Raw genomic sequence first — 20,906 nt, 5'->3', positions numbered from 1 at the left:
GTTGCCCGGTGGCGGCTACGCCTTACCGGGCCTACAACGGCTCGAACCATAGTCTAGGTAAGCGTGAGCGCCAACCGCAACAGCAGCTCGGACCGTAGGCCGGGTAAGCGTTAGCGCCACCCGGCAACAGCAGCTCGGACCGTAGGCCGGGTAAGCGTTAGCGCCACCCGGCAACAGCAGCTCAGACCGTAGGCCGGGTAAGCGTTAGCGCCACCCGGCGAAAAGGGTCAGGAGAAATACTGCTGCAACAGCGGCGCAGTTTCCTGGTTAGCGGGCACCGCAGGGGTAATCGCCTGCGTACGGAACGGGATCACCTGCGCTCGTCCATCCACATTCACAATCTGGTAGAACTGCGGCAGGTTGAAGTTGATAAAACTTGAGCCGTAGGTAAAGCGATCGTGCGAGGATGAATAGAACCGGCTGACGTCGCGCACCAGCTCCTCTTTGCTGCCTTCACAGTGGTGATACACCTCGGCACGGTTGGTTTCATCCAGAATGTAGATATTAAACCCGGCGTTATCGCCCGACTCCTCGAAGAAGAACTGAATAATCCCTTCACTCGCAAAGCCATCCACCACCTGCGGCAGCTTAACGTGGTTGGTTTCCACCTGAACCGACAGGCCATGCAGTTTGTTGTGTGAAATCGCGCCGTAGAATTCAATGGCGTTCTCCAGCTTCTGCACCGACACGTTCAGGCGCTCAAAGAACAGCCCCCAGGTCTGGCCGGAGACGCGCAGCGCTTTAAAGCGTCCGGTTTCATTCCGGGTGCTGGAAAGACGCAATTCGATGCACTCAGACACCAGCTGCTGCACGCGGGTACGAATCAGGCCGCGAAGGTGCTGGCTGTAGCAGAACACCTCCACGCTGTCCGGCGGCGCGGCGTCCTGGTGCATCTTGCCGAGGATCGTTTTCAGCGCCTCGATCATCGCCTGCTCGCCGTTAAAGTGCAGGGTACGCACTTCGTTCCACGAGTTGCGGTACAGCAGATCCACGCTGCCCACCAGGCAGTTTTGCTGCTCACCGAAGCTAAAGACGTCCAGCTTACGGAAGTCAAAGTGAACCACCTGATTGCGGAAGGCCGCCGTCGGGTCGTATTCCAGGTTGACGATGATCGCCAGATGGCGAATCTCACACGGGCTGTAGAGCGCTTTTGGCGTCGGCGCAGGCAGACGCAGTGGGAAGTGGTGCGAGACATCCGCCACCATCTCCTGCAATTTGGCTAAATCGACCACCTCGTTGCCCTTGATAAACAACCGGGTGCGTGAGGTGAGAAGGCCGTTAAACCAGGCCCAGGCCACCAGCTTGTTAAGGTAGCGGTTATACTCCAGCGGCTGATGGCTGATGATCGAATCCATGCTTGGCGCACGGTTGTACAGATACCACCCGGTGCGGTTTGCGCGGCCCGGCGGCACGTAGATAAAGGTCAGATTCGGTTCAGACAGGTCAGGCGAAATCTGTGGGTTCACCAGCGTTACCTTGCCCGGCAACGCTTCAAACGCGGCGTACAGTTTACGGGTCAGCACCCCGATATCCTGTGGGCTGGCAGAAACGCTAAGGTTGTTACGGCGGGCAAAGCGGATCAGGTTGCGGTAGCTCTGCATCATCGCATCAAGCAGCTCGTTGTGCGCCTCGCGCACCTGATCGATTTTCCAGTTGGCGCGGTTGTCGAGCATGGCGAGACGCGCTTCGTCCCATCCCCACTCTTTGACTAACTGGCTGACCACTTCACGGCGCCAGCCAACGCAGGCGCGCTCGCGGCTCAGTTTTTCACAGACTTTGAGATAGAAACATCGACGCACCAGGTCAAGACGCGTGGCGTCATCAATGGCCGTCAGGTATTCGGTGACGCGTTCCAGCATCATGCAGTAGGCATCAAGCCCGTAGGAGACGATCTCCCCGTCGTGCAGACGCTGCTTAATATCTTTCGCCAGCAGACGCGGGGTGGGGTATTCCCAGGAGTAGGCTTCCAGCAGCAGGGTTTTCAGCACCGCTTTGTACGGTGAATCAATGCTCTTATAGAGCTGCCAGAGGCTTGCACCAAAGTACTCTTCGGCGGACAGGGAGCTCAGACCGCCCAGATCCAGCCACTCGTTTGGCGTCAGTACGCCCTGCGAGTAAAGCGACATGACGTAGTCGTCATAATTCTCTTCTTCATCGCACGGCACCATATTCCACAGAATACGTTTTCCGGCCAGGCGAACCGCAGTACGGTAAAACTCATCCAGCAACAGAATGTGCTGAGTCGAGCCGCAGTCTTCACCACCCAGACTGCCGCTTTCGTTATGGCGGAAACGGTTTTCATCAATCAGGAAGAAGCTCACTTCCACGCCGAGCGACGCCGCCCAGCTCTCCAGCAGACTGCATTTACGCTGCAACAGCTGGCGCTCTTCATTGTCGAGCCAGGACTGATGGCAGACCCAGATATCCAGGTCAGAAGAACAACTTTGCCCAACCGATGACGTGCTGCCCATGGAGTAAACCCCGGTAATCGGCAGCTCGCCTTTCGGCGAAACCTGCGGCGGCATACCACGGTAAAGCTCAAGTTCAGTCAGATAGTGCTGTTGGGTTTCATCAGGCGTGAAGAGGCAAATGCCCTGGGGAACGTTACCATCGAGGTAACCCGGCATTAGCGGATGGTGATAGTGCAACAATGTCGGCAGTAGACTGTATACCTGCTGGAAAGCAGGGCCCATGGCAGCAAGCGCGCGATCCACACGCAATTGATTGATGGCATCCAGTCTCTGTTTCAGAGTCTCAATATAGAGGTACAAGACGTATCGCCTGATGTTTCCGGGTGACGCACGCCAGTCAAAACAGAACAAGCAGCGGACCCGCAGTATTTCAAAAAATAACCGTTACCCTTTTTCGCCTTGTTGTTTTCTGGTGGTACAGACGAAAAAATGGTCTAAAACGTGATCAATTTAACACCTTGCCGGTTGACCGTAAAGAAAGATGCGCTACATACAAGTGTAGCACCGTTCTGTACGTGTAAATTCCTGAATACGGCGGTGGCTGACGCGAACGCCGCCCTGTCCCTCTCACTCTTCATCAACCGTAAAACTGCCATCCGAGTGTCAACAATGTTAGGATGGTTAGCGATTGATAATGACGGTAACAAGCATGTTAGACAATGTTTTGAGAATTGCCACACGCCAAAGTCCTCTTGCGCTCTGGCAGGCACATTATGTTAAGCAGCGCCTGGAAGCCTGCCACACCGGATTACGCGTTGAGCTGGTGCCAATGGTCACGCGTGGCGATGTCATTCTTGATACGCCGCTGGCCAAAGTGGGCGGAAAGGGTCTGTTTGTCAAAGAGCTGGAACTGGCATTGCTTGAGAACCGCGCCGATATCGCCGTGCATTCGATGAAAGATGTGCCCGTTGAGTTCCCGGAAGGGCTGGGGCTGGTGACCATCTGCGAGCGCGAGGATCCGCGCGATGCGTTTGTCTCTAATCGCTATGACTCGCTTGATGCGTTGCCGGCAGGCAGCGTGGTCGGCACGTCAAGTTTACGCCGCCAGTGTCAGCTGGCTGAACGTCGCCCGGATCTGGTGATTCGCTCGCTGCGTGGGAACGTCGGCACACGCCTTGGCAAGCTGGATAACGGCGACTACGATGCCATTATTCTTGCGGTTGCGGGCCTGAAACGCCTGGGGCTGGAAGAACGTATTCGCGTGGCGTTGCCGCCGGAGCTGTCGCTCCCCGCCGTCGGCCAGGGTGCCGTCGGCATTGAGTGTCGTCTGGATGATGCGCGTACTCAGGCACTGCTCGCGCCGCTGAATCATGACGATACCGCCGTTCGCGTAAAAGCCGAGCGCGCGATGAATACTCGCCTCGAAGGAGGCTGTCAGGTGCCAATTGGCAGCTATGCTGAATTAACTGACGGTGAGCTGTGGCTGCGTGCGCTGGTTGGCGCGCCGGACGGCTCGCAGATGGTTCGCGGTGAACGTCGCGGCAAGCCGCAGGATGCCGAGGCGCTTGGCGTATCGCTGGCGGAAGAGCTGCTGAGTAACGGCGCGCGTGAAATTCTGGCTGAGGTCTATAACGGAGAGCCCCCTGCATGAGCATACTTGTCACCCGCCCTTCTCCCGCAGGAGAGCAGTTAGTGAGCCGTCTGCGCGCACTGGGGCAGGTGGCCTGGAGTTTTCCGTTGATTGAATTCTCCCCCGGTCGCGAGCTGCCTACGCTCGCTGACCAGATGCGTGCCTTGCAGGAAGGTGATCTGCTCTTTGCGCTATCGCAGCATGCTGTGGAATTTGCCCATGCGCAGCTACAACAGCAGGGCGTTAACTGGCCCCACGCACCCCGCTATTTCGCCATCGGGCGCACCACGGCGCTGGCCTTACATACCGCGAGCGGAATCGATGTTCGTTACCCGTTAGATCGGGAAATCAGCGAAGTCTTGCTACAATTACCTGAATTACAAACTATTGCCGGAAAGCGTGCGCTCATTTTGCGCGGCAACGGTGGCCGCGAACTGCTGGGCGAGACGCTGCGCGAACGCGGCGCAGACGTGACGTTTGTGGAGTGCTATCAGCGCTGTGCGAAACACTATGATGGCGCGGAAGAAGCCATGCGCTGGCACGCGCGCGGCATTAATACGCTGGTGGTTACCAGCGGTGAAATGTTACAACAGCTTTGGTCGCTGATTCCGCTTTGGTATCGCGAAAACTGGTTACTCCGCTGTCGGCTTCTGGTCGTCAGCGAGCGTCTGGCGAACCACGCCCGGGAACTGGGCTGGCAGGATATTCGGATCGCTGATAACGCCGACAACGATGCGCTGCTGCGCGCATTACAATAACTCTCAAATGGGAAGCCATAATGACGGAACACGAAAAATCCTCCGCCGTGGTTGAAGAGACCAGGGAGACTGTGGACACCACGTCACAGCCAGAGACGACAGACAAAACCGTTGAGAAGAAAAACGGCAGCAATAAAACCAGCCTCACGCTGAGCGTGATTGCCATCGCGATTGCGCTGGCCGCAGGCGTGGGTCTCTACGGACTGGTGAAGAAACAAGGCACCAACCAGACGGCCACCAGCGACGCGCTGGTTAACCAAATCACCGCCCTACAGAAAGCGCAGGAGACGCAAAAAGCTGAGCTGGAAGGCGTGATCAAACAGCAGGCTGCCGCCCTCGCCGACGCGAACAGCAAACGTGAAGAGTTGACCAAACAGCTGAGCGAAGTGCAGGAGAAAGTCGCCACGATTTCGGGAACCGATGCCAAAACCTGGCTGCTCTCACAGGCCGATTTTCTGGTGAAGCTGGCCGGGCGCAAGCTCTGGAGCGATCAGGATGTCACCACCGCCGCCGCGCTGCTGAAAAGCGCCGACGCAAGCCTGGCCGATATGAACGATCCGAGCCTCATCAACGCACGCCGCGCTATTACGGAAGATATCGCCAGCCTGTCTGCGGTTTCTCAGGTCGACTACGACGGTATCATCCTTAAGGTAAATCAGCTCTCAAACCAGATTGATAACCTTCAGCTGGCCGATAACAACGATGATGACTCCCCGATGGATTCTGACGGCACCGAGCTTTCCAGCTCCCTGAGCGAATGGCGTATCAACCTGCAAAAGAGCTGGCAGAACTTTATGGACAGCTTTATTACCATTCGCCGCCGCGATGAAACTGCCGTGCCGCTGCTGGCACCGAACCAGGATGTCTATCTGCGCGAAAACATTCGCTCCCGCCTGCTGGTGGCTGCCCAGGCCGTACCACGTCACCAGGAAGAGACCTACAAACAGGCGCTGGATAACGTTTCAACGTGGGTACGTGCTTACTACGATACCAATGACGCAACCACGACCGCGTTCCTGGAGGATATCGACAAGCTGAGCCAGCAAAACATCACCATGAACGTGCCGGACAAGCTGGAAAGCCAGCCGATTCTGGAGAAGATCATGCAGACGCGCGTGCGTAACCTGCTGGCCCAGCCGGGCGTTCCGGCAGAGCGCCCGGCTGAAGCACCTGCCGCCGCGCCAGCGCCTGAAAGCGCGCCGCAAGGAGAGTGATGATGCTAAAAGTCTTCTTACTCTTCATCCTGCTGATCGCCGGGATTGTACTGGGACCGATGCTCGCGGGTCACCAGGGTTACGTATTGATCCAGACCGATAACTACAACGTCGAAACCAGCGTGACAGGGCTGGTGATCATCCTGATCCTGGGTGTGGTCGTCCTGCTGGCAGTGGAATGGATCCTGCGTCGGATTTTCCGTACCGGTGTTCACACGCGCGGCTGGTTCGTTGGCCGTAAGCGCCGTCGCGCCCGTAAGCAGACCGAGCAAGCGTTGCTGAAGCTGGCCGAAGGCGACTATCAGCAGGTTGAAAAGCTGATGTCGAAAAATGCCGACCATGCAGAACAGCCGGTTGTTAACTATCTGCTGGCCGCTGAGGCGGCGCAACAGCGAGGCGATGAGGCCCGCGCCAATCAGCATCTTGAACGCGCATCTGAGCTCTCAACTAAGGATCCGATTCCGGTTGAGATCACCCGCGTTCGTCTGCAACTGGCGCGCAATGAAAACCATGCCGCACGTCACGGCGTTGACCGTCTGCTGGAAATTACCCCTCGTCATCCGGAAGTGCTGCGTCTTGCGGAGCAGGCATACATTCGGACCGGTGCCTGGGGTTCGCTGCTGGACATTATCCCTTCCATGGCGAAAGCCGACGTGGGCGATGATGAACATCGTGATGAACTTCAGCGTCTGGCCTGGATTGGCCTGATGGATCAGGCGCGCGCCGATCTTGGCAGCGACGGCCTGAAAACCTGGTGGAAAAACCAGAGCCGCAAAACGCGCCAGCAGGTTCCCCTTCAGGTGGCGATGGCAGAACATCTGATTGAGTGTGACGACCATGACACCGCGCAGGAGATCCTTCTCGACGGTCTCAAGCGACAGTATGATGACCGCCTGGTGATGGTCATCCCGCGTCTGAAAACCAACAATCCGGAACAAATAGAAAAAGCATTGCGCCAGCAGATCAAAACCGTGGGCGATCGTCCGCTGCTGTGGAGTACGCTTGGCCAGTCTTTGATGAAACACGGCGAGTGGCAGGAGGCGAGTCTGGCCTTCCGCGCTGCGCTGAAGCAACGCCCGGACGCATTTGATTACGCCTGGCTTGCTGATTCGCTGGACAAGCAGCACAAGCCGGAAGAGGCCGCAGCCATGCGGCGTGATGGGCTTCTGCTTACGCTACACAATAACGGAACGCAGCAGTAATTATCCAGGAGGCCAGATGGCCTCCTTTTTTGTACCCATAAAAAAACGCCTGCTATAAAAGCAGGCGTTAAAACAGGTCTGTAAGACAACATATTGGTGCTTCACTCAACGTTATGTCCATGGTGTTTGATGAGGCCGAAGCGACATCTGTCAGTGGACGATAAGCACCGTAAACGGCTCTGCGTCATTCCTGAGTTTATGAGGCCTTAGGGCGAACATAAGAGATGGAATGAGCATCTACACGCATATTATTGCATGTAATGTGCCAGGTTTACACGCATAACTTTTACATCGCGCAACATTTTAAGATAAAAGGAAATTATGTTGTTAAGAGCCGCCTTACGCCATACAAACTCGCGCTAAGGGCGGCAATCTGTCGTCACCAGGAGACAGGTTAAGAGAGAAAATAATAAATTCTTTATTATTAAAGGCTTATATGTCGCTGAATCGCGACAAGGATATAGAGTGTTGTCGGGGAATGGCTACAGGATGAAAAAGCGCAGAAAACAAAAAACCCCGCCGAAGCGGGGTTCAAAATTGGTCGGCGAGAGAGGATTCGAACCTCCGACCCACTGGTCCCAAACCAGTTGCGCTACCAAGCTGCGCTACTCGCCGATGTACTGCTTTTTTGAATTTTTAGTTCAACTCATTAAAAGTCGTGGTGCGAGGGGGGGGACTTGAACCCCCACGTCCGTAAGAACACTAACACCTGAAGCTAGCGCGTCTACCAATTCCGCCACCTTCGCAATTCACAACTCTTTCAATAATGGGGTGGCTAATGGGATTCGAACCCACGACAACTGGAATCACAATCCAGGGCTCTACCAACTGAGCTATAGCCACCACTGTATTCTTTCACGCGGTTCTGACTACTTCTCAGACCACCGCAGCTCTAGCGCCGGGACTAAAATGGCGCGCCCGACAGGATTCGAACCTGAGACCTCTGCCTCCGGAGGGCAGCGCTCTATCCAGCTGAGCTACGGGCGCTTAGCGCCGTTGCGGGGCTGGATATTACGTACCTCCGACCCCGCTGTCTAGTGCTTTTTTGAAAAAAATGCGCGTTTGGTTATGGTTTGCACATTTTGCCGCTTATTCCTCCACTTTATGGGCGGAGCCACGGCGACCCAGGCCAAAAAGTTTATATGCAGCTGTGACGGCAGCAAGGAAGATCATCCCGACAAACAGCGACATGCGGGTATCTTCATTAAAGTACATTCCAATTAATACGCAAATCAGGAACGCCATCGTCAAATAGTTCGCATACGGGAACAGAATGGAACGGAATGGATGGCTGGCGATCGCTTCTTTGTGCGCCTGTCGGAAACGCAGCTGGCTAATCAAAATGACAAACCACGGTACCATCCCCGGCAGCACGCTGGCGCTATAAACATAAACAAACACGCGCTGCGGATTCGGGATGATGTAGTTCAGGCAAGAGCCAATCAGCAGAATCACAATCGACACCGCTACGCCCGCCACCGGTACACCCACGCGGGAGACTTTACCCATCACCGCCGGCAGCTGTTTGTTTTGCGAGAGCGCGTAAAGCATGCGCCCGCAGCTGTACATCCCGCTGTTACAGCCGGAGAGCGCCGCCGTCAGCACCACAAAGTTGATAATGGCGGCTGCCGCCGTGATGCCAATCTTAGCGAAGGTTAAGACAAACGGGCTGCCGGTGGTGCCGATCTCGTTCCATGGGAAAATGGTCACGATAACGAAGATCGCGCCCACATAGAAAATCAGGATACGCCACAGCACCTTGCCTACCGCGCTACGCAGCGTGACCTGCGGGTTTTTCGCCTCACCTGCGGTAATGCCGATCAGCTCAACGCCCTGATAGGAGGCGACAACGATACAGAGCGCCGTCAGAAAGCCCTTCCAGCCGCCCGCAAAGAAGCCGCCGTGCCCGGTCAGGTTACCAAAACCGATAGCGTGCCCGCCGTTACCGAAGCCAAAGAAGATGACCCCAAGGCCAACGACAATCATCACGATGATGGTGGTGACTTTGATCATCGCAAACCAGAACTCGATTTCGCCGTAAAGACGAACGGCGGCAAGGTTCGCCAGCGCCACCAGCCCTACGGCAATAAGCGCGGGTATCCACTGGGCCATCTCCGGGAACCAGAACTGCACGTAGACCCCGATGGCGGTGATCTCCGAAATCCCCACGGCCATCCACATAAACCAGTACGACCAGGCCGTGAGATAACCAAAGAACGGGCTCATATACCGGTGGGCGTAAACGGCGAAAGAGCCCGTCACCGGCTCCAGGAACAGCATTTCGCCCATTGAGCGCATGATGAAGAAGACGAACAGTCCGGCAATAATATACGCCAGCAGGACGGAAGGCCCCGCCCACTTCAGCGTGCTTGCCGAGCCCATAAACAGGCCAACGCCGATAGTCCCGCCCAGCGCGATCAGTTCAATATGTCGAGCTTCCAGCCCACGCTGAAGCTCCGGTTTTTTCTCTGCCATAATTCCTCGGTTGTGTTTGCTGTTTCCCGACTTGTTGCCGGGTATTGTTTTGAGGGGTACTGAAATACGGAGCGAATGGTTTCTTAAATTCTGGCAAATGGCAAACAATGCATTAAAAAAATGAATGCATTGCACATAAACTCAGCAGTTTTGCGGGGGGTGTTGCAGCGCGAACAGCAGATCGCGCTGCATATTGATTACATTTTCCCGGTGTAGTGCCAGGCGAGGTAGCGCAGAAGGCGAATCTGTCGTTTTATACGCGTCGGTTGGGAGAGCAGGCGGTAGAGCCACTCCAGCCCCAGATTTTGCCAGACTTTGGGCGCACGCTTAACGTGGCCGGTAAAGACGTCGTAGGTGCCGCCAACGCCCATATAAAGCGCATCCGGGCTGACCAGACGGCAATCGCGCATCAGTATTTCCTGGCGCGGCGACCCCATAGCGACAGTGACAATTTTCGCCCCGCTGTCGCGCACGCGCTCATATAACGCCTGGCGATCTTCCGGCCTGAAATAGCCATCCTGGCTGCCCACAATGTTAACATTGCACTGGTTACGCAGCTTTTGTTCGGTCTGCGCCAGCACCTCTGGCTTGCCGCCGATCAAAAATACCGGCGTGCCTTCAGCGCCTGCGCGCTCCATAAGCCGCTCCCAAAGGTCAGCACCCGCCACGCGAGACACATTAGCGTCTGGAAACTTTTTACGAATTGAACGCACCACGCTAATACCGTCTGCGTATTTAAACTCCGCGGCTTCAATCAGGCTTTTCACTTCCGCATTATCTTCAACCGCCAGCATTTTTTCTGCGTTGATGGCCACCAGCGTGCCCGACTTCATCTGCCCGTCCGCGAACAGAAAATCCAGCGCATGCTGCATGTCACGCCAGCCAATCAGCTGTAGCCCGCGCAGCGCATAACGCGGGGCTGAAGTTGTATCCGTCATGATAATCCCTACTCAGACTTGCGACAGCGTTGTGCTGCCCTGTGGCTCACGTCTGTGCACAAGCCCTGCACTGTCAAACAACCAGTACAGCAGTTTTGCCAGCAGCAGACAGAGTCCGAAAACGACCATAAAGAACACCACGCGTGAGACGAATGAATCCAGCCCCTCGCGCGCCAGAACGATCATATTGAAAATGGCACCGAAACAGAAACTGTGCAAAACAGCGGCTTTGTAGCGGTTGGTCTCTTCGTTACCCAGCGTATATAGCCAGTCGAACCATTTTATTATCAGCCCTACCGCGATCGCGCCAGGCAGGATAAACCACGTTCCGCCCATCACTACCAGCGAGCCAATCAGGGTTGGGGAAATCGCCAGACCCGAATGGTTGTTCAGCACTTCCCAGGTGAAGTAGTTCGCCGTGTTCAGGACAATGCCGGGACGATCGGGCCACAGCCACGTCGGTATAAAGACATAGAAATCGCGAACAATCGGCGCCAGCCCCTGGAATTCGATCTTGTCGTAGTTTTGCAGCAGTAATGCCAGGTTTTCCCACGGCGAGAAGGTGTCGCGCGTCAGATATAGGAAGGTGTAAAACGCTTCGTCGCCGGCCACGTTCAGCCCGTAGCGCTTCAGCGCCAGCCAGAACATCCCCACAATGCCAAAGACGCCTGCCGCCGCCAGCATCCACAGCGAGATCCAGCCGCGAATAATGCCGATAAACAGGAAAATCGCGAAGGCGATAATGATGTTGGCGCGGGTGCCGCCGACGATCATGTAGGTCAGAATGCCAAATGCGACGGTGCTGACCAGGAAGAACAGCCAGGCTTTGCTGTCCTGACGCAGGAAAAAGACCACCAGCATCGCCGGGATAAAGAAATAGAAGAAACGCTTGAGCGCGACGCCGGAGACTTCGGCGGAGAAAATCTGGCTATAGGACTGTAACTTAAACAGTAAAAAGCCGTTATGCATGAAGAAAATCGCCACGCTGACGAGGGCGATAGTCATCAGCATAACCCACGTCAGATGGGTTTCTACCCGGTTCATGGTAAACAGCGGACGACGGGGGGTGGTGTCTTTTGCCGCTCGCAGGCGCGTTTTATAAGTGACGTAGTACACCGCGTAGAAGCAGGTCGCAGAGAGCAGCGCCTGCAACAAGATTTCCGGCGGCGCGACGCCAACATCAAAGCGGAACACGAGGATGCTGGTCAGCGGGAAGCCAAAGAAAAAGGTCAGCAAAAACAGCAGCGAGAAGAATACGTTGAAGTTAAAACGTACCCGCCGGAATTCAAACCAGGTGAGCGTGGCGATAAACAGCGTGCTCAGCAGCCAGACCACCAGCAAGCCGCTAAACTGCAACTGGCTCATGCGTTGTCTCCTGAAGCAATACGCAGCGCGCGGTGCCACGGCGTGAGGTAGTTCGGGCTGAAAAAGTCGATGCTATTTTTATCCACCAGCGTGAGCTGACGCTGCGCTTCCCGTACCACCTCGACATTAAGCGTGTCAGAGGTAAACAGCACCGGAATATGCTGCTCGGCCATGTCCTGCCAGAACGGGTTTTCGCGGTTGAGCACGCAGGGTACGCCCGCCTGAATCAGCAGACACAGCGTGCCAATCCCCTGCTGACGGGCAAAGATGAAATAGCCCAGATCGCATTTTCGCAGCAGCGCGAGATAGTCATCAAATTCCAGCTTATCGCTGAGAATGTGCAGGTTTTCCGCGCTAAACAGCGCAAGCCCCTGCTGGCGAACTTCATCGATGTAGGCGTCGTTATTGGCGGGATAGCCCATCGGCACCACCACGTTCACCGTGTCGCCAAACTGCTGATGCACCGCCCTCAGCGCCGCGACATGCTCGTTACTGCGATCGCCGGAATTCCCCACCAGGATGGTCAGCTTGCCCTCTCGAACCGTGTCATTCGCCATGGTGTTCAGCGCCGGATCCATACGGGTCGGGAAATAGAGCAGCTCCCCGCGAACCTTCGGGTGCTGTTTAGCAAAATAGTTGAGATCGCCTCGGGTAGCAAAAACGCAGCCCACGCGCGCCTGCGCCAGACGACGCAGCGGATAGAAAAGTCGGAACTTCCAGCCACGGGAGACTTCGTAGAGATCCGCTCCCCAGATATGCCAGCTGAACTGAGAAGGTTTGATCCCGCCGCTTAACAGCGCCAGCCACAGTCCGGTATTGAACTGTCCATGGAAGAAGAAACGTTGGCTTCGATCCGCTTTGGCTTTAGCAACCACGGCCTTCGTCAGCGCCGCTTTGTCTGGCCAGAAGGTGATATGCAATGCCGGACACGCCGCGCTCAGGCCGTTATCGCATCCAACGACCATAAACTCACGCGCATCGGGCGTGCCGGATGCCAGTTCATCGTTGAAGAACCGCAGAACGGTCTGGTTATGATGCGGGATATCCGATCCCAGTATGTGTATCAGTGCAGTCATGCGCGTTTACGCCAAAGTAAAAATACGCCGCAACAGGCAGCGAAATAAACGATATAAGTTGCCATATAGGCCTGCGCCGCCCCCAGCGCACCGTGGGTGGGGATCAGCCAGTGAGAAAATGCCGTTAGCAGCGCAAACTGGCCGATCTCTGCCAGGATATACAACCGCAGCGAAGCCTTCGCAATCACCAGATAGCCGAAAACGTATGCCCCCACTTTCAGCACATCGCCGACCAGTTGCCAGGCAAACAGATCGCGCATGGCGGTAAACTTCGCTGAAAACAGCAGCCAGATGGCGAAATCACGCAGTAACCAGACGGTAAAGCTGGCGATCGCAACGGCCGGCAACACGAAACGCAGGGCGCGAAAAATCTCGCGGGTAATATCCTGCCTGGACGTCAGGCGCGATAAGGTTGGCAGCAAATAGACGCTAAAGGAAGCCGTAATAAATTGGAGGTAAGCATCTGAAATGCTGCTTACGCCCTGCCAGATCCCCACTTCATCCCAGCTGTAATGCGCTGCCAGCAGGTTTCGCATCATCACGTAAGCCACGGGAAGCGTTACCGAAGTGATGAGCGCCATCAGGGTAAACTTTCCTAGCTGCCCCGCCAGCATCTTGTCCCACTGCGGTTTCAGGTAACTCAGCGGGACATTGCCTCTGCGCATCAGCATAAACGCTGCCGGAACGACAACGAGCGCAGGCACCAGCGCCAGCCCCAGCAGCGCGCCTTCATAGCCGCCCAGCCGATAGCAGAAGTAGTAGGCGATAACGCCGATAATGCTGCCGAGGATCAGAGCCAGCGCATTCCCGGCGGCATCACGGAAGCCTTTCATCAGCGCCAGCAGCAGGTTCGCCCAGGCGATCCCCATCTGAACGAACGCCACCAGGCGCACCAGTCCCTGATAGTGCGTGTGTCCGAACAGTCCCTGACTAACAGGTGCCGCCGCCAGCAAAAAGACGATGGCCAGCAACGTAGAGAAGCCCAGCACCATAGCAGAGGAGGTGCCCACCACCGTGCGAAGCTTTTCGGCATCGTCATGATGCTGCGCGACGTATTTGGTGACGCCATTGAATATCCCGGCACCTGCCAGCACGCCAAGCACCGTGACCAGCTGGCGGAAGTTCCCTGCCAGCCCAACGCCTGACGGACCAAATGAGACGGCCAGCAGCTTGACGACCAGTAACCCGGCGCCAATTTTTACTAGCGTGGACGCTGCCGTCCACACCGACGCTTTTGCCAGAGACATATCAGGCGAAATAACTCAGAAGCGAATTGATCACCGTACGCTGGTTCACCGGCGCGAGGTTGTAGAACAGGGGCAGGCGGAGCAGACGTTCGCTCTCTTTGGTGGTGTAGCGGTCTTCACCGGCAAACATCCCGAAGGCTTCGCCAGCCGGGCTGGAGTGCAGCGGAATATAGTGGAATACCGCCATAATTTCCGCCTCCTTCAGCCAGGCAATCAGCTTGCTGCGATCGTCGTTATCGCGCAGCTTGATATAGAACATGTGGGCGTTGTGGATGCAGTCTGCCGGAATAGTCGGCAGTTCAATACGTCCGGCTTTAGCCAGCGGCTCCAGCGCGTCGTAGTAGGTTTGCCACAGGGAGAGGCGTTGCAGATTGATTCGCTCTGCCGCTTCCAGCTGCGCCCAGAGATACGCGGCCTGCAAGTCCGCCATCAGGTAGCTTGAGCCGATATCGCGCCAGGTGTATTTATCCACCTGACCGCGGAAGAACTGGCTGCGGTTGGTCCCTTTTTCACGGATCACTTCCGCACGCTCCACAAGGGCACGATCGTTAATCAGCGTCGCGCCGCCTTCGCCGCCTGCGGTGTAGTTTTTGGTTTCGTGGAAGCTAAAGCAACCGATATGACCGATGGTTCCCAGCGCGCGACCTTTGTAGGTGGACATCACGCCCTGCGCGGCATCTTCCACCACGAACAGGTTGTGCTTTTTGGCGATGGCCATGATGGTGTCCATTTCACAGGCCACGCCCGCGTAATGCACCGGAACAATCGCCCGCGTTTTGTCGGTGATCGCCGCTTCAATCAGCGTTTCGTCGATGTTCATAGTATCCGGACGGATATCCACAAACACGATTTTCGCCCCGCGCAGGACAAACGCGTTCGCCGTGGAGACGAAGGTGTAGCTCGGCATGATCACTTCATCGCCGGGCTGAATATCCAGCAGCAGCGCGGCCATTTCGAGCGATGCGGTACAGGACGGCGTCAGCAGCACCTTGGCACTGTGAAAACGTTGCTCCATCCACTGCTGGCAGCGACGGGTAAAACCACCGTCGCCACAGAGCTTGCCGCTGCCCATAGCCGACTGCATGTAATCAAGTTCAGTGCCCACAACGGGAGGCGCGTTAAATGGAATCATCTTGTCACCTGTATAACCAGTAGGCGGTGGCGTCAATGCTGGCACCACTCGCAATATAACGTTTAAGCGCAGCGGTGTTGCCCATCTGGGTTGCGACCCGCAGCGTCGATACCTGTTGTTGCTCCGCCCAGTGCAGCGCCGCCTGCATGAGTTTTTCGCCCATGCCGCGCCCGGCTAACAAACCGATGCGCGCCTCTTGCTCGTTGAGCCTGCGAAGCGAAACAAAACCCTGAATCTGCCCACCGGCAGTACGGAACACCAGACAGACGTGGTCAAACGTGCCTTTAACCGCATTCTCTATCCACCGGGCATAAAAGCGGCCGCTGTCATCGGGCGCATACCAGGGCGCCCGGAAACGGCTTTGAGCGAAAGCCAGCGCCGCCATCTTGCGCAGCGCGGGGATATCCTGCTCCGTTGCAATTTCCGCGCCCGGTGAGCCGTGGCGGGCCACGGTAACAGAGAGATCAACCTCGCCCTCGACCAGCCGGAATCCGTGCTGCTGGAGCGCGTCCAGCAGATCGGCGCGGTCCGCCGGGATCTTAGCCTGTACGCGCTGCCAGGCGCTGAAGTCTGCGTCCTGCAACGCAGGAGCGTTATCGCGCAGACGCACTATCGCTGAGGGGAGCGAAAAAAATACGCTTTCCCACTCAAGGGACTCCAGCACGCCGTTGAGAGTAATCAACGCCAAACGCCCTTAGTATCAACAATATACTGCTGACGCACGGCATCAGCGGAGACCGCTTTAAACGCATTGTGATCCACCAGCAGCACCAGCACATCCGCCGTCGCCAGCGCGTCATCCAGTGCGGTAAGGGTGCAGTGACCGGCAAGTTTTGCCGGCAACGCATGAATATTCGGCTCAACCACCAGCGTTTCACCGGTGTGCCAGGCTGCGATCGTTTCGGCAATTTCCATTGCCGGGCTTTCGCGCAGATCGTCAATATTCGGTTTGAATGCCAGACCAAAGCAGGCAATTTTCAGCTCACTGGCACGTTTGCCGCTGTCGGCGAGGCAATCCGCCACCGTGGCTTTCACCTGGTTGATAACCCAGTGCGGTTTGTGGTCGTTTACTTCGCGCGCGGTGCGAATCAGGCGTGCCTGTTCCGGATTCTGCGCCACGATAAACCACGGATCGACAGCGATACAGTGCCCACCCACACCCGGCCCCGGCTGAAGGATGTTCACGCGTGGGTGACGATTGGCAAGGCGAACAAGTTCCCAGACGTTAATCCCCTGATCGGCGCAAATCAACGACAGTTCATTCGCAAATGCAATGTTAACATCGCGGAAGCTGTTTTCGGTCAGTTTGCACATCTCGGCGGTGCGGGAGTTGGTCACCACGCATTCGCCTTCAAGGAAGATCTTATACAGCTCGCTGGCGCGCGCGGAGCAGACTGGGGTCATGCCGCCAATCACGCGGTCATTTTTAATCAGTTCCACCATCACCTGGCCTGGCAGTACGCGCTCAGGGCAGTAGGCGATGTTGATATCGGCCTGGTCGCCCGCCTGCTGGGGGAAGCTGAGATCGGGACGCGCCTCGGCCAGCCACTGTGCCATCTGCTCGGTTGCCCCAACAGGTGAAGTGGACTCAAGAATAACCAGTGCCCCTTTCTTCAGCACAGGCGCAATGGATTTTGCCGCCGCCTCGACGTAAACCATGTCAGGCTCGTGATCGCCTTTAAAGGGCGTAGGCACCGCAATCAGGTACGCATCGGCTTCTACCGGCGTGGTGCTGGCGCGCAGGAAGCCACCGTCCACCGCCTTTTTCACCACGCGATCGAGATCGGGCTCCACGATATGAATTTCGCCACGGTTGATGGTTTCTACCGCATGCGCGTTGATATCTACGCCAATAACCTGCTTTTGACGAGAGGCAAAGGCCGCCGCAGTAGGCAGCCCGATATAGCCGAGACCAACAACAGAGATGGTAGTAAAACTCATAGCGTTACCCGATTGTGTTTAAGTGCGTGCAAAATACGTCCACAAGCCTGCCCGTCCCCGTACGGGTTATGGGCACGGCTCATCGCCTGATACTCTTCTTCGTCATGCAGTAAGCGCGTGACCTCTTCGACAATACGACGCGGATCCGTTCCCACCAGACGCACGGTACCGGCAGTGACCGCTTCCGGACGTTCAGTGGTTTCGCGCATCACCAGTACCGGCTTACCGAGGGAAGGCGCCTCTTCCTGAATGCCGCCAGAATCGGTCAGGATCAGCCAGGCGTGGTTCATCAGCCAGACAAATGGCAGATAGTCCTGCGGCTCTATCAGGAGCACGTTTTCCACGTGGCCCAGGATACGGTTGACCGGTTCGCTGACGTTAGGGTTAAGGTGCACCGGATAGACAATCTGCACATCCTCATTCTGCGCGGCGATTTCAGCCAGCGCGTGGCAGATTTGCTCAAAGCCACGGCCAAAACTTTCGCGGCGGTGTCCCGTCACCAGAATCGTTTTCTTGCCGTTGTTCAGGAACGGATAGCGCGCAGCGAGTTCTGCCTGAAGCTCGCTGTTAGCCAGCACGCGGTCACGCACCCAAATCAGCGCATCAATGACCGTATTGCCGGTAACGAAGATTTTGCTGTCGCTGATATTTTCGCGCAGCAGGTTCTGACGTGAGTTCTCGGTTGGCGCAAAATGGTACATCGCCAGGTGACCGGTGAGCGTACGGTTGGCCTCTTCCGGCCACGGGGAATAAAGATTGCCGGTACGCAGTCCCGCTTCGACATGGCCAACAGGGATACGCTGATAGAACGCGGCCAGGCTGGTCGCCACGGTGGTGGTGGTGTCGCCGTGCACCAGCACTACATCCGGCTTGAACGACTCCAGAATAGGCTTTAATTCTTGCAGAATACGGCAGGTGATTTCCGTCAGTCCCTGTCCCGGTTTCATTATATTGAGATCGTAATCCGGGACGATAGAAAAGAGGGTTAAGACCTGATCGAGCATCTCACGGTGCTGGGCAGTCACGCACACTTTCGCTTCAATATCAGGATCTCTGGCCAGCGCATGAACCAGAGGCGCCATCTTGATGGCCTCCGGCCTGGTGCCAAATACGGTTAGTACTTTCACATCGATTCTCTTCGATTAGACGATGAAGGCCGCAGCCTTCATCGTAGACGGCGTTCTTAGTTTGTGCGGCGACGTAATAACGCTACGCCAGCGCCAGTCAGTGCGCCCACAATCCCCCACATGATCATCAGGAATGCGCGACGCGGACTATCGCGTTTTACAGGCTCTTCAGGCGTTCTTAAATAACGATAGGTCTGAAAACGCGGGTCCAGCGTTGGACCGACGTTGAGCGTATTGAGCATGGCGCGGTTTTGGTCGTAATCAAGGTCAAAGTCAGGGCCAACGGCCTGGATATTTTCCAGACGTGCCTGAAGCATTGGGCGACCAAGAAGGAACATTTCTGAATCAGGGAGTTCGTCAGCCGGAACATCCGTTTCGCTACGGGAAATATTGTGCTGTTCCGCAATCTTCAGCGCCTGCTCAATATTATGCACGCGACGGGCGAAGATGGCCTTAGCGACCTCTTCCTGACGTTTGACCTGCGCTTTCATCTGGATAGTTCGCGCAGCCCAGGCGCCTTTCAGCTCGTCATTCAGATGACTGGCCGCACGCTGGCTGGCAAAAGCAACGTACTGACGCAACAGGTTATTGGCGTCAGGCGCCGTTTCCGCAATCAGCTTCACGCTGTCGCTAACGTTACGGAGCACATCGCCAGGCATAAATTGAATGTTGTTGATTAAATCATCCAGCAGCGCGGCATCCGCTTTGCTGTTACCGACCATGCGCTGCTTGTAGTAGTCTGTCTGGGACCAGAAATCGCGACGTGTATCCCACGACGCCAGCTGCATCACAAACTCTTTGTAGGACTCATCCATCACCGAGGCCTGATCCGGGGTCGCCAGATTGGCCTTGATATCAAGATTACGCAGGAATTGCTGCTGGGAGTAGTAGCCTCCAAGCATATTCACCGTTGGTCGGTCTGTGATCGCTGTGGCGCTCCACTCTTGTTTCGCAAAGAAGGTGTAGGCAAGCGCTAACAGCGCGAACCCCAGGCCAATCCCCACAATCCACAGTTTGCCCTGCCATAACACTCGAAACAAACCACGAATATCCAGCTCGTTCTCAGTGCCCACTGATTTCGCTCCCGCCAACGGTTGAGTCATCATAGTCCCGGTTTTACTTAGTTAAAGTTGTGTTTTTGCCACTGTTCCGACGCATCCTGCGTTTTAAACGTTTAATAAAACGCGCAACTTTCCATGCACGCTTGATGCAGTAACCGTACATGAAAAATGCTAGCAAGAATAATACCAACATTACCCATTCAGGAATGAAATGGGCGTATTCCGCGGCAACGCCAATCGCAGCCAGAATAGCAGCCGCTAGCGTAATCAGCACAAACGCCTGACGAGACGTGAAGCCGGCGCGCATAATCAGATGATGAATATGCTGCCGGTCCGCAGAAAATGGGCTCATTCCTTTACGCAGACGACGATACATAATCGCCACCATATCCATCAGCGGAATGGCAATGATCCAAAGCGCTGTAACCGGGCTGATTGGATGTGTTTTACCCTGAGTGGTTTCCAATAAGATCCAGATAATAGTGAAACCAATCAATGTGCTACCCGCATCGCCCATAAAGACTTTATAGCGACGGCCCAGCGCGCCAAGATTTAAAAGAATATAGGGCAGAATGGCCGCAATCATAGCAAAACACCACATTGCCAGGCTGTATTGACCATCAAACCATAAGATTATGCCAATGGCAGCAAATGAAACACAAGATAGTCCGCCCAATAAACCATCAATCCCATCTACCATATTAAATGCATTGATGGCGACCCATACGGCAAAGAGTGTAAGGAAGTAACCAAATGGCCCAAGTACCATCTCCCAGGAACCAAAAATGTATCCAAGAGTGCTAAGGTGAAGGTTTGCCGCCACCATCATGGCAAGAGCAACTGCAGCCTGCACGAAGGCTCGAATTTTTACACTGATATCGTAGCGATCATCAAGTGCCCCCACAACAACCAGAACAGACGCACAGCACAGGTACAGCCTGGCATGTGGGATATAGTAATCCGCGACAGCAAAAGTGAAAGAAACACCTGCAAAAACGGAGATTCCTCCCACCAAGGGAATCATACCTTGGTGCCGTTTACGGAAGTTAGGTTTGTCCACTAAACCGACATATTTTGCTACCTTACGTGCTAAAAAAAGAAAGCAAGTAGTGAACAAAAAAATACTGGTGAGTTCAGCAAACGTATCGAATAGGTTCACAACGGATGTTCTCAACATATGTTAGTCAAAGAAGTATAACCATGATGGCATCAAGCCAGAAGGCATAAAGCACACCTCTTGCGACCCATTTGTTTATTATTCAAGCTATTAATATTTTTACTGTGCGAATTTTCTTATTGTCGCACCGACCGGGCAAAATTGGGAGTGTG

The 20,906-nt window shown here is 55.5% G+C and carries 16 protein-coding genes and 4 tRNA genes; 4 read left to right on the top strand and 16 right to left on the bottom strand.

Annotated features, from left to right (window positions below):
- Positions 1-227 precede the first annotated feature (227 nt).
- Entirely contained in the window at positions 228-2,771 is a 2,544-nt protein-coding gene (cyaA, locus tag C3451_RS05295; protein WP_022646660.1) for a class I adenylate cyclase, read from the bottom strand.
- 349 nt (positions 2,772-3,120) lie between these two features.
- Here cyaA and hemC point away from each other — a divergent pair, with 349 nt between their 5' ends.
- Genes hemC through hemY form a run of 4 tightly spaced genes read left to right on the top strand, consistent with a single transcriptional unit; the run spans position 3,121 to position 7,215 of the window.
- Positions 3,121-4,062, top strand: a complete 942-nt coding sequence (gene hemC / locus C3451_RS05285) for a hydroxymethylbilane synthase (RefSeq protein ID WP_038415042.1) — start codon at positions 3,121-3,123, stop codon at positions 4,060-4,062.
- Positions 4,059-4,799, top strand: a complete 741-nt coding sequence (hemD, locus tag C3451_RS05280; protein ID WP_023299041.1) for a uroporphyrinogen-III synthase — start codon at positions 4,059-4,061, stop codon at positions 4,797-4,799. The genes hemC and hemD overlap by 4 nt, the downstream gene beginning before the upstream one ends.
- Positions 4,800-4,819: 20 nt before the next feature.
- Positions 4,820-6,013 carry a uroporphyrinogen-III C-methyltransferase gene (gene hemX / locus C3451_RS05275; RefSeq protein ID WP_022646657.1) on the top strand — a complete coding sequence of 398 codons (1,194 nt, stop codon included), beginning with the start codon at positions 4,820-4,822 and terminating at the stop codon, positions 6,011-6,013.
- 2 nt (positions 6,014-6,015) lie between these two features.
- A complete protein-coding gene (gene hemY, locus C3451_RS05270; RefSeq protein WP_032622057.1) occupies positions 6,016-7,215 on the top strand; it encodes a protoheme IX biogenesis protein HemY in 1,200 nt (399 codons plus the stop codon).
- A 538-nt stretch (positions 7,216-7,753) separates the two neighbouring features.
- On the opposite strand, the gene C3451_RS05265 is transcribed toward hemY, so the two are convergent.
- From C3451_RS05265 to wecA, 15 genes are all read right to left on the bottom strand, one after another.
- Positions 7,754-7,830: transfer RNA gene (locus C3451_RS05265), tRNA-Pro, on the bottom strand.
- A 44-nt stretch (positions 7,831-7,874) separates the two neighbouring features.
- Positions 7,875-7,961 (bottom strand) — tRNA-Leu (locus C3451_RS05260).
- 21 nt (positions 7,962-7,982) lie between these two features.
- Positions 7,983-8,058: transfer RNA gene (locus tag C3451_RS05255), tRNA-His, on the bottom strand.
- A 67-nt stretch (positions 8,059-8,125) separates the two neighbouring features.
- Positions 8,126-8,202 (bottom strand) — tRNA-Arg (locus tag C3451_RS05250).
- A 102-nt stretch (positions 8,203-8,304) separates the two neighbouring features.
- Positions 8,305-9,690, bottom strand: a complete 1,386-nt coding sequence (locus C3451_RS05245; RefSeq protein WP_023305225.1) for an amino acid permease — start codon at positions 9,688-9,690, stop codon at positions 8,305-8,307.
- Positions 9,691-9,887: 197 nt separating this feature from the next.
- On the bottom strand, positions 9,888-10,628 hold the full coding sequence (gene wecG / locus C3451_RS05240) for a lipopolysaccharide N-acetylmannosaminouronosyltransferase (protein ID WP_045621332.1): 741 nt from the start codon (positions 10,626-10,628) through the stop codon (positions 9,888-9,890).
- A 12-nt stretch (positions 10,629-10,640) separates the two neighbouring features.
- Positions 10,641-11,993: an ECA oligosaccharide polymerase gene (gene wzyE / locus C3451_RS05235; protein ID WP_017693948.1), complete on the bottom strand. Its 1,353-nt coding sequence runs from the start codon at positions 11,991-11,993 to the stop codon at positions 10,641-10,643.
- Positions 11,990-13,069: a TDP-N-acetylfucosamine:lipid II N-acetylfucosaminyltransferase gene (locus tag C3451_RS05230; protein ID WP_023305223.1), complete on the bottom strand. Its 1,080-nt coding sequence runs from the start codon at positions 13,067-13,069 to the stop codon at positions 11,990-11,992. The genes wzyE and C3451_RS05230 overlap by 4 nt, the downstream gene beginning before the upstream one ends.
- Entirely contained in the window at positions 13,066-14,316 is a 1,251-nt protein-coding gene (gene wzxE / locus C3451_RS05225; protein ID WP_023305222.1) for a lipid III flippase WzxE, read from the bottom strand. The genes C3451_RS05230 and wzxE overlap by 4 nt, the downstream gene beginning before the upstream one ends.
- 1 nt (position 14,317) lies before the next feature.
- Positions 14,318-15,448, bottom strand: coding sequence for a dTDP-4-amino-4,6-dideoxygalactose transaminase (gene rffA / locus C3451_RS05220; RefSeq protein WP_032608214.1), 1,131 nt, complete (start codon positions 15,446-15,448; stop codon positions 14,318-14,320).
- A 4-nt stretch (positions 15,449-15,452) separates the two neighbouring features.
- Complete coding sequence (gene rffC, locus C3451_RS05215) at positions 15,453-16,130, bottom strand: dTDP-4-amino-4,6-dideoxy-D-galactose acyltransferase (protein ID WP_023305220.1); 678 nt, start codon at positions 16,128-16,130, stop codon at positions 15,453-15,455.
- The gene (gene wecC / locus C3451_RS05210) at positions 16,127-17,389 is read right to left on the bottom strand and encodes a UDP-N-acetyl-D-mannosamine dehydrogenase (protein WP_022646648.1); all 1,263 of its coding nucleotides are present in this window, start codon (positions 17,387-17,389) and stop codon (positions 16,127-16,129) included. Before wecC ends, rffC begins: the two co-directional genes overlap by 4 nt.
- Positions 17,386-18,516, bottom strand: a complete 1,131-nt coding sequence (gene wecB / locus C3451_RS05205; RefSeq protein ID WP_032622055.1) for a UDP-N-acetylglucosamine 2-epimerase (non-hydrolyzing) — start codon at positions 18,514-18,516, stop codon at positions 17,386-17,388. The genes wecC and wecB overlap by 4 nt, the downstream gene beginning before the upstream one ends.
- 56 nt (positions 18,517-18,572) lie before the next feature.
- On the bottom strand, positions 18,573-19,619 hold the full coding sequence (gene wzzE, locus C3451_RS05200; protein WP_022646646.1) for an ECA polysaccharide chain length modulation protein: 1,047 nt from the start codon (positions 19,617-19,619) through the stop codon (positions 18,573-18,575).
- Positions 19,620-19,632: 13 nt separating this feature from the next.
- Positions 19,633-20,754: a UDP-N-acetylglucosamine--undecaprenyl-phosphate N-acetylglucosaminephosphotransferase gene (wecA, locus tag C3451_RS05195; RefSeq protein ID WP_063139095.1), complete on the bottom strand. Its 1,122-nt coding sequence runs from the start codon at positions 20,752-20,754 to the stop codon at positions 19,633-19,635.
- Positions 20,755-20,906: the final 152 nt, after the last annotated feature.

Origin of the sequence: Enterobacter sp. 301B (assembly GCF_003850715.1) — a bacterium.
In the GTDB taxonomy this organism is placed as follows: Bacteria; Pseudomonadota; Gammaproteobacteria; order Enterobacterales; family Enterobacteriaceae; genus Enterobacter; species Enterobacter intestinihominis.
This window is presented reverse-complemented; position numbering and strand designations above follow the sequence as displayed.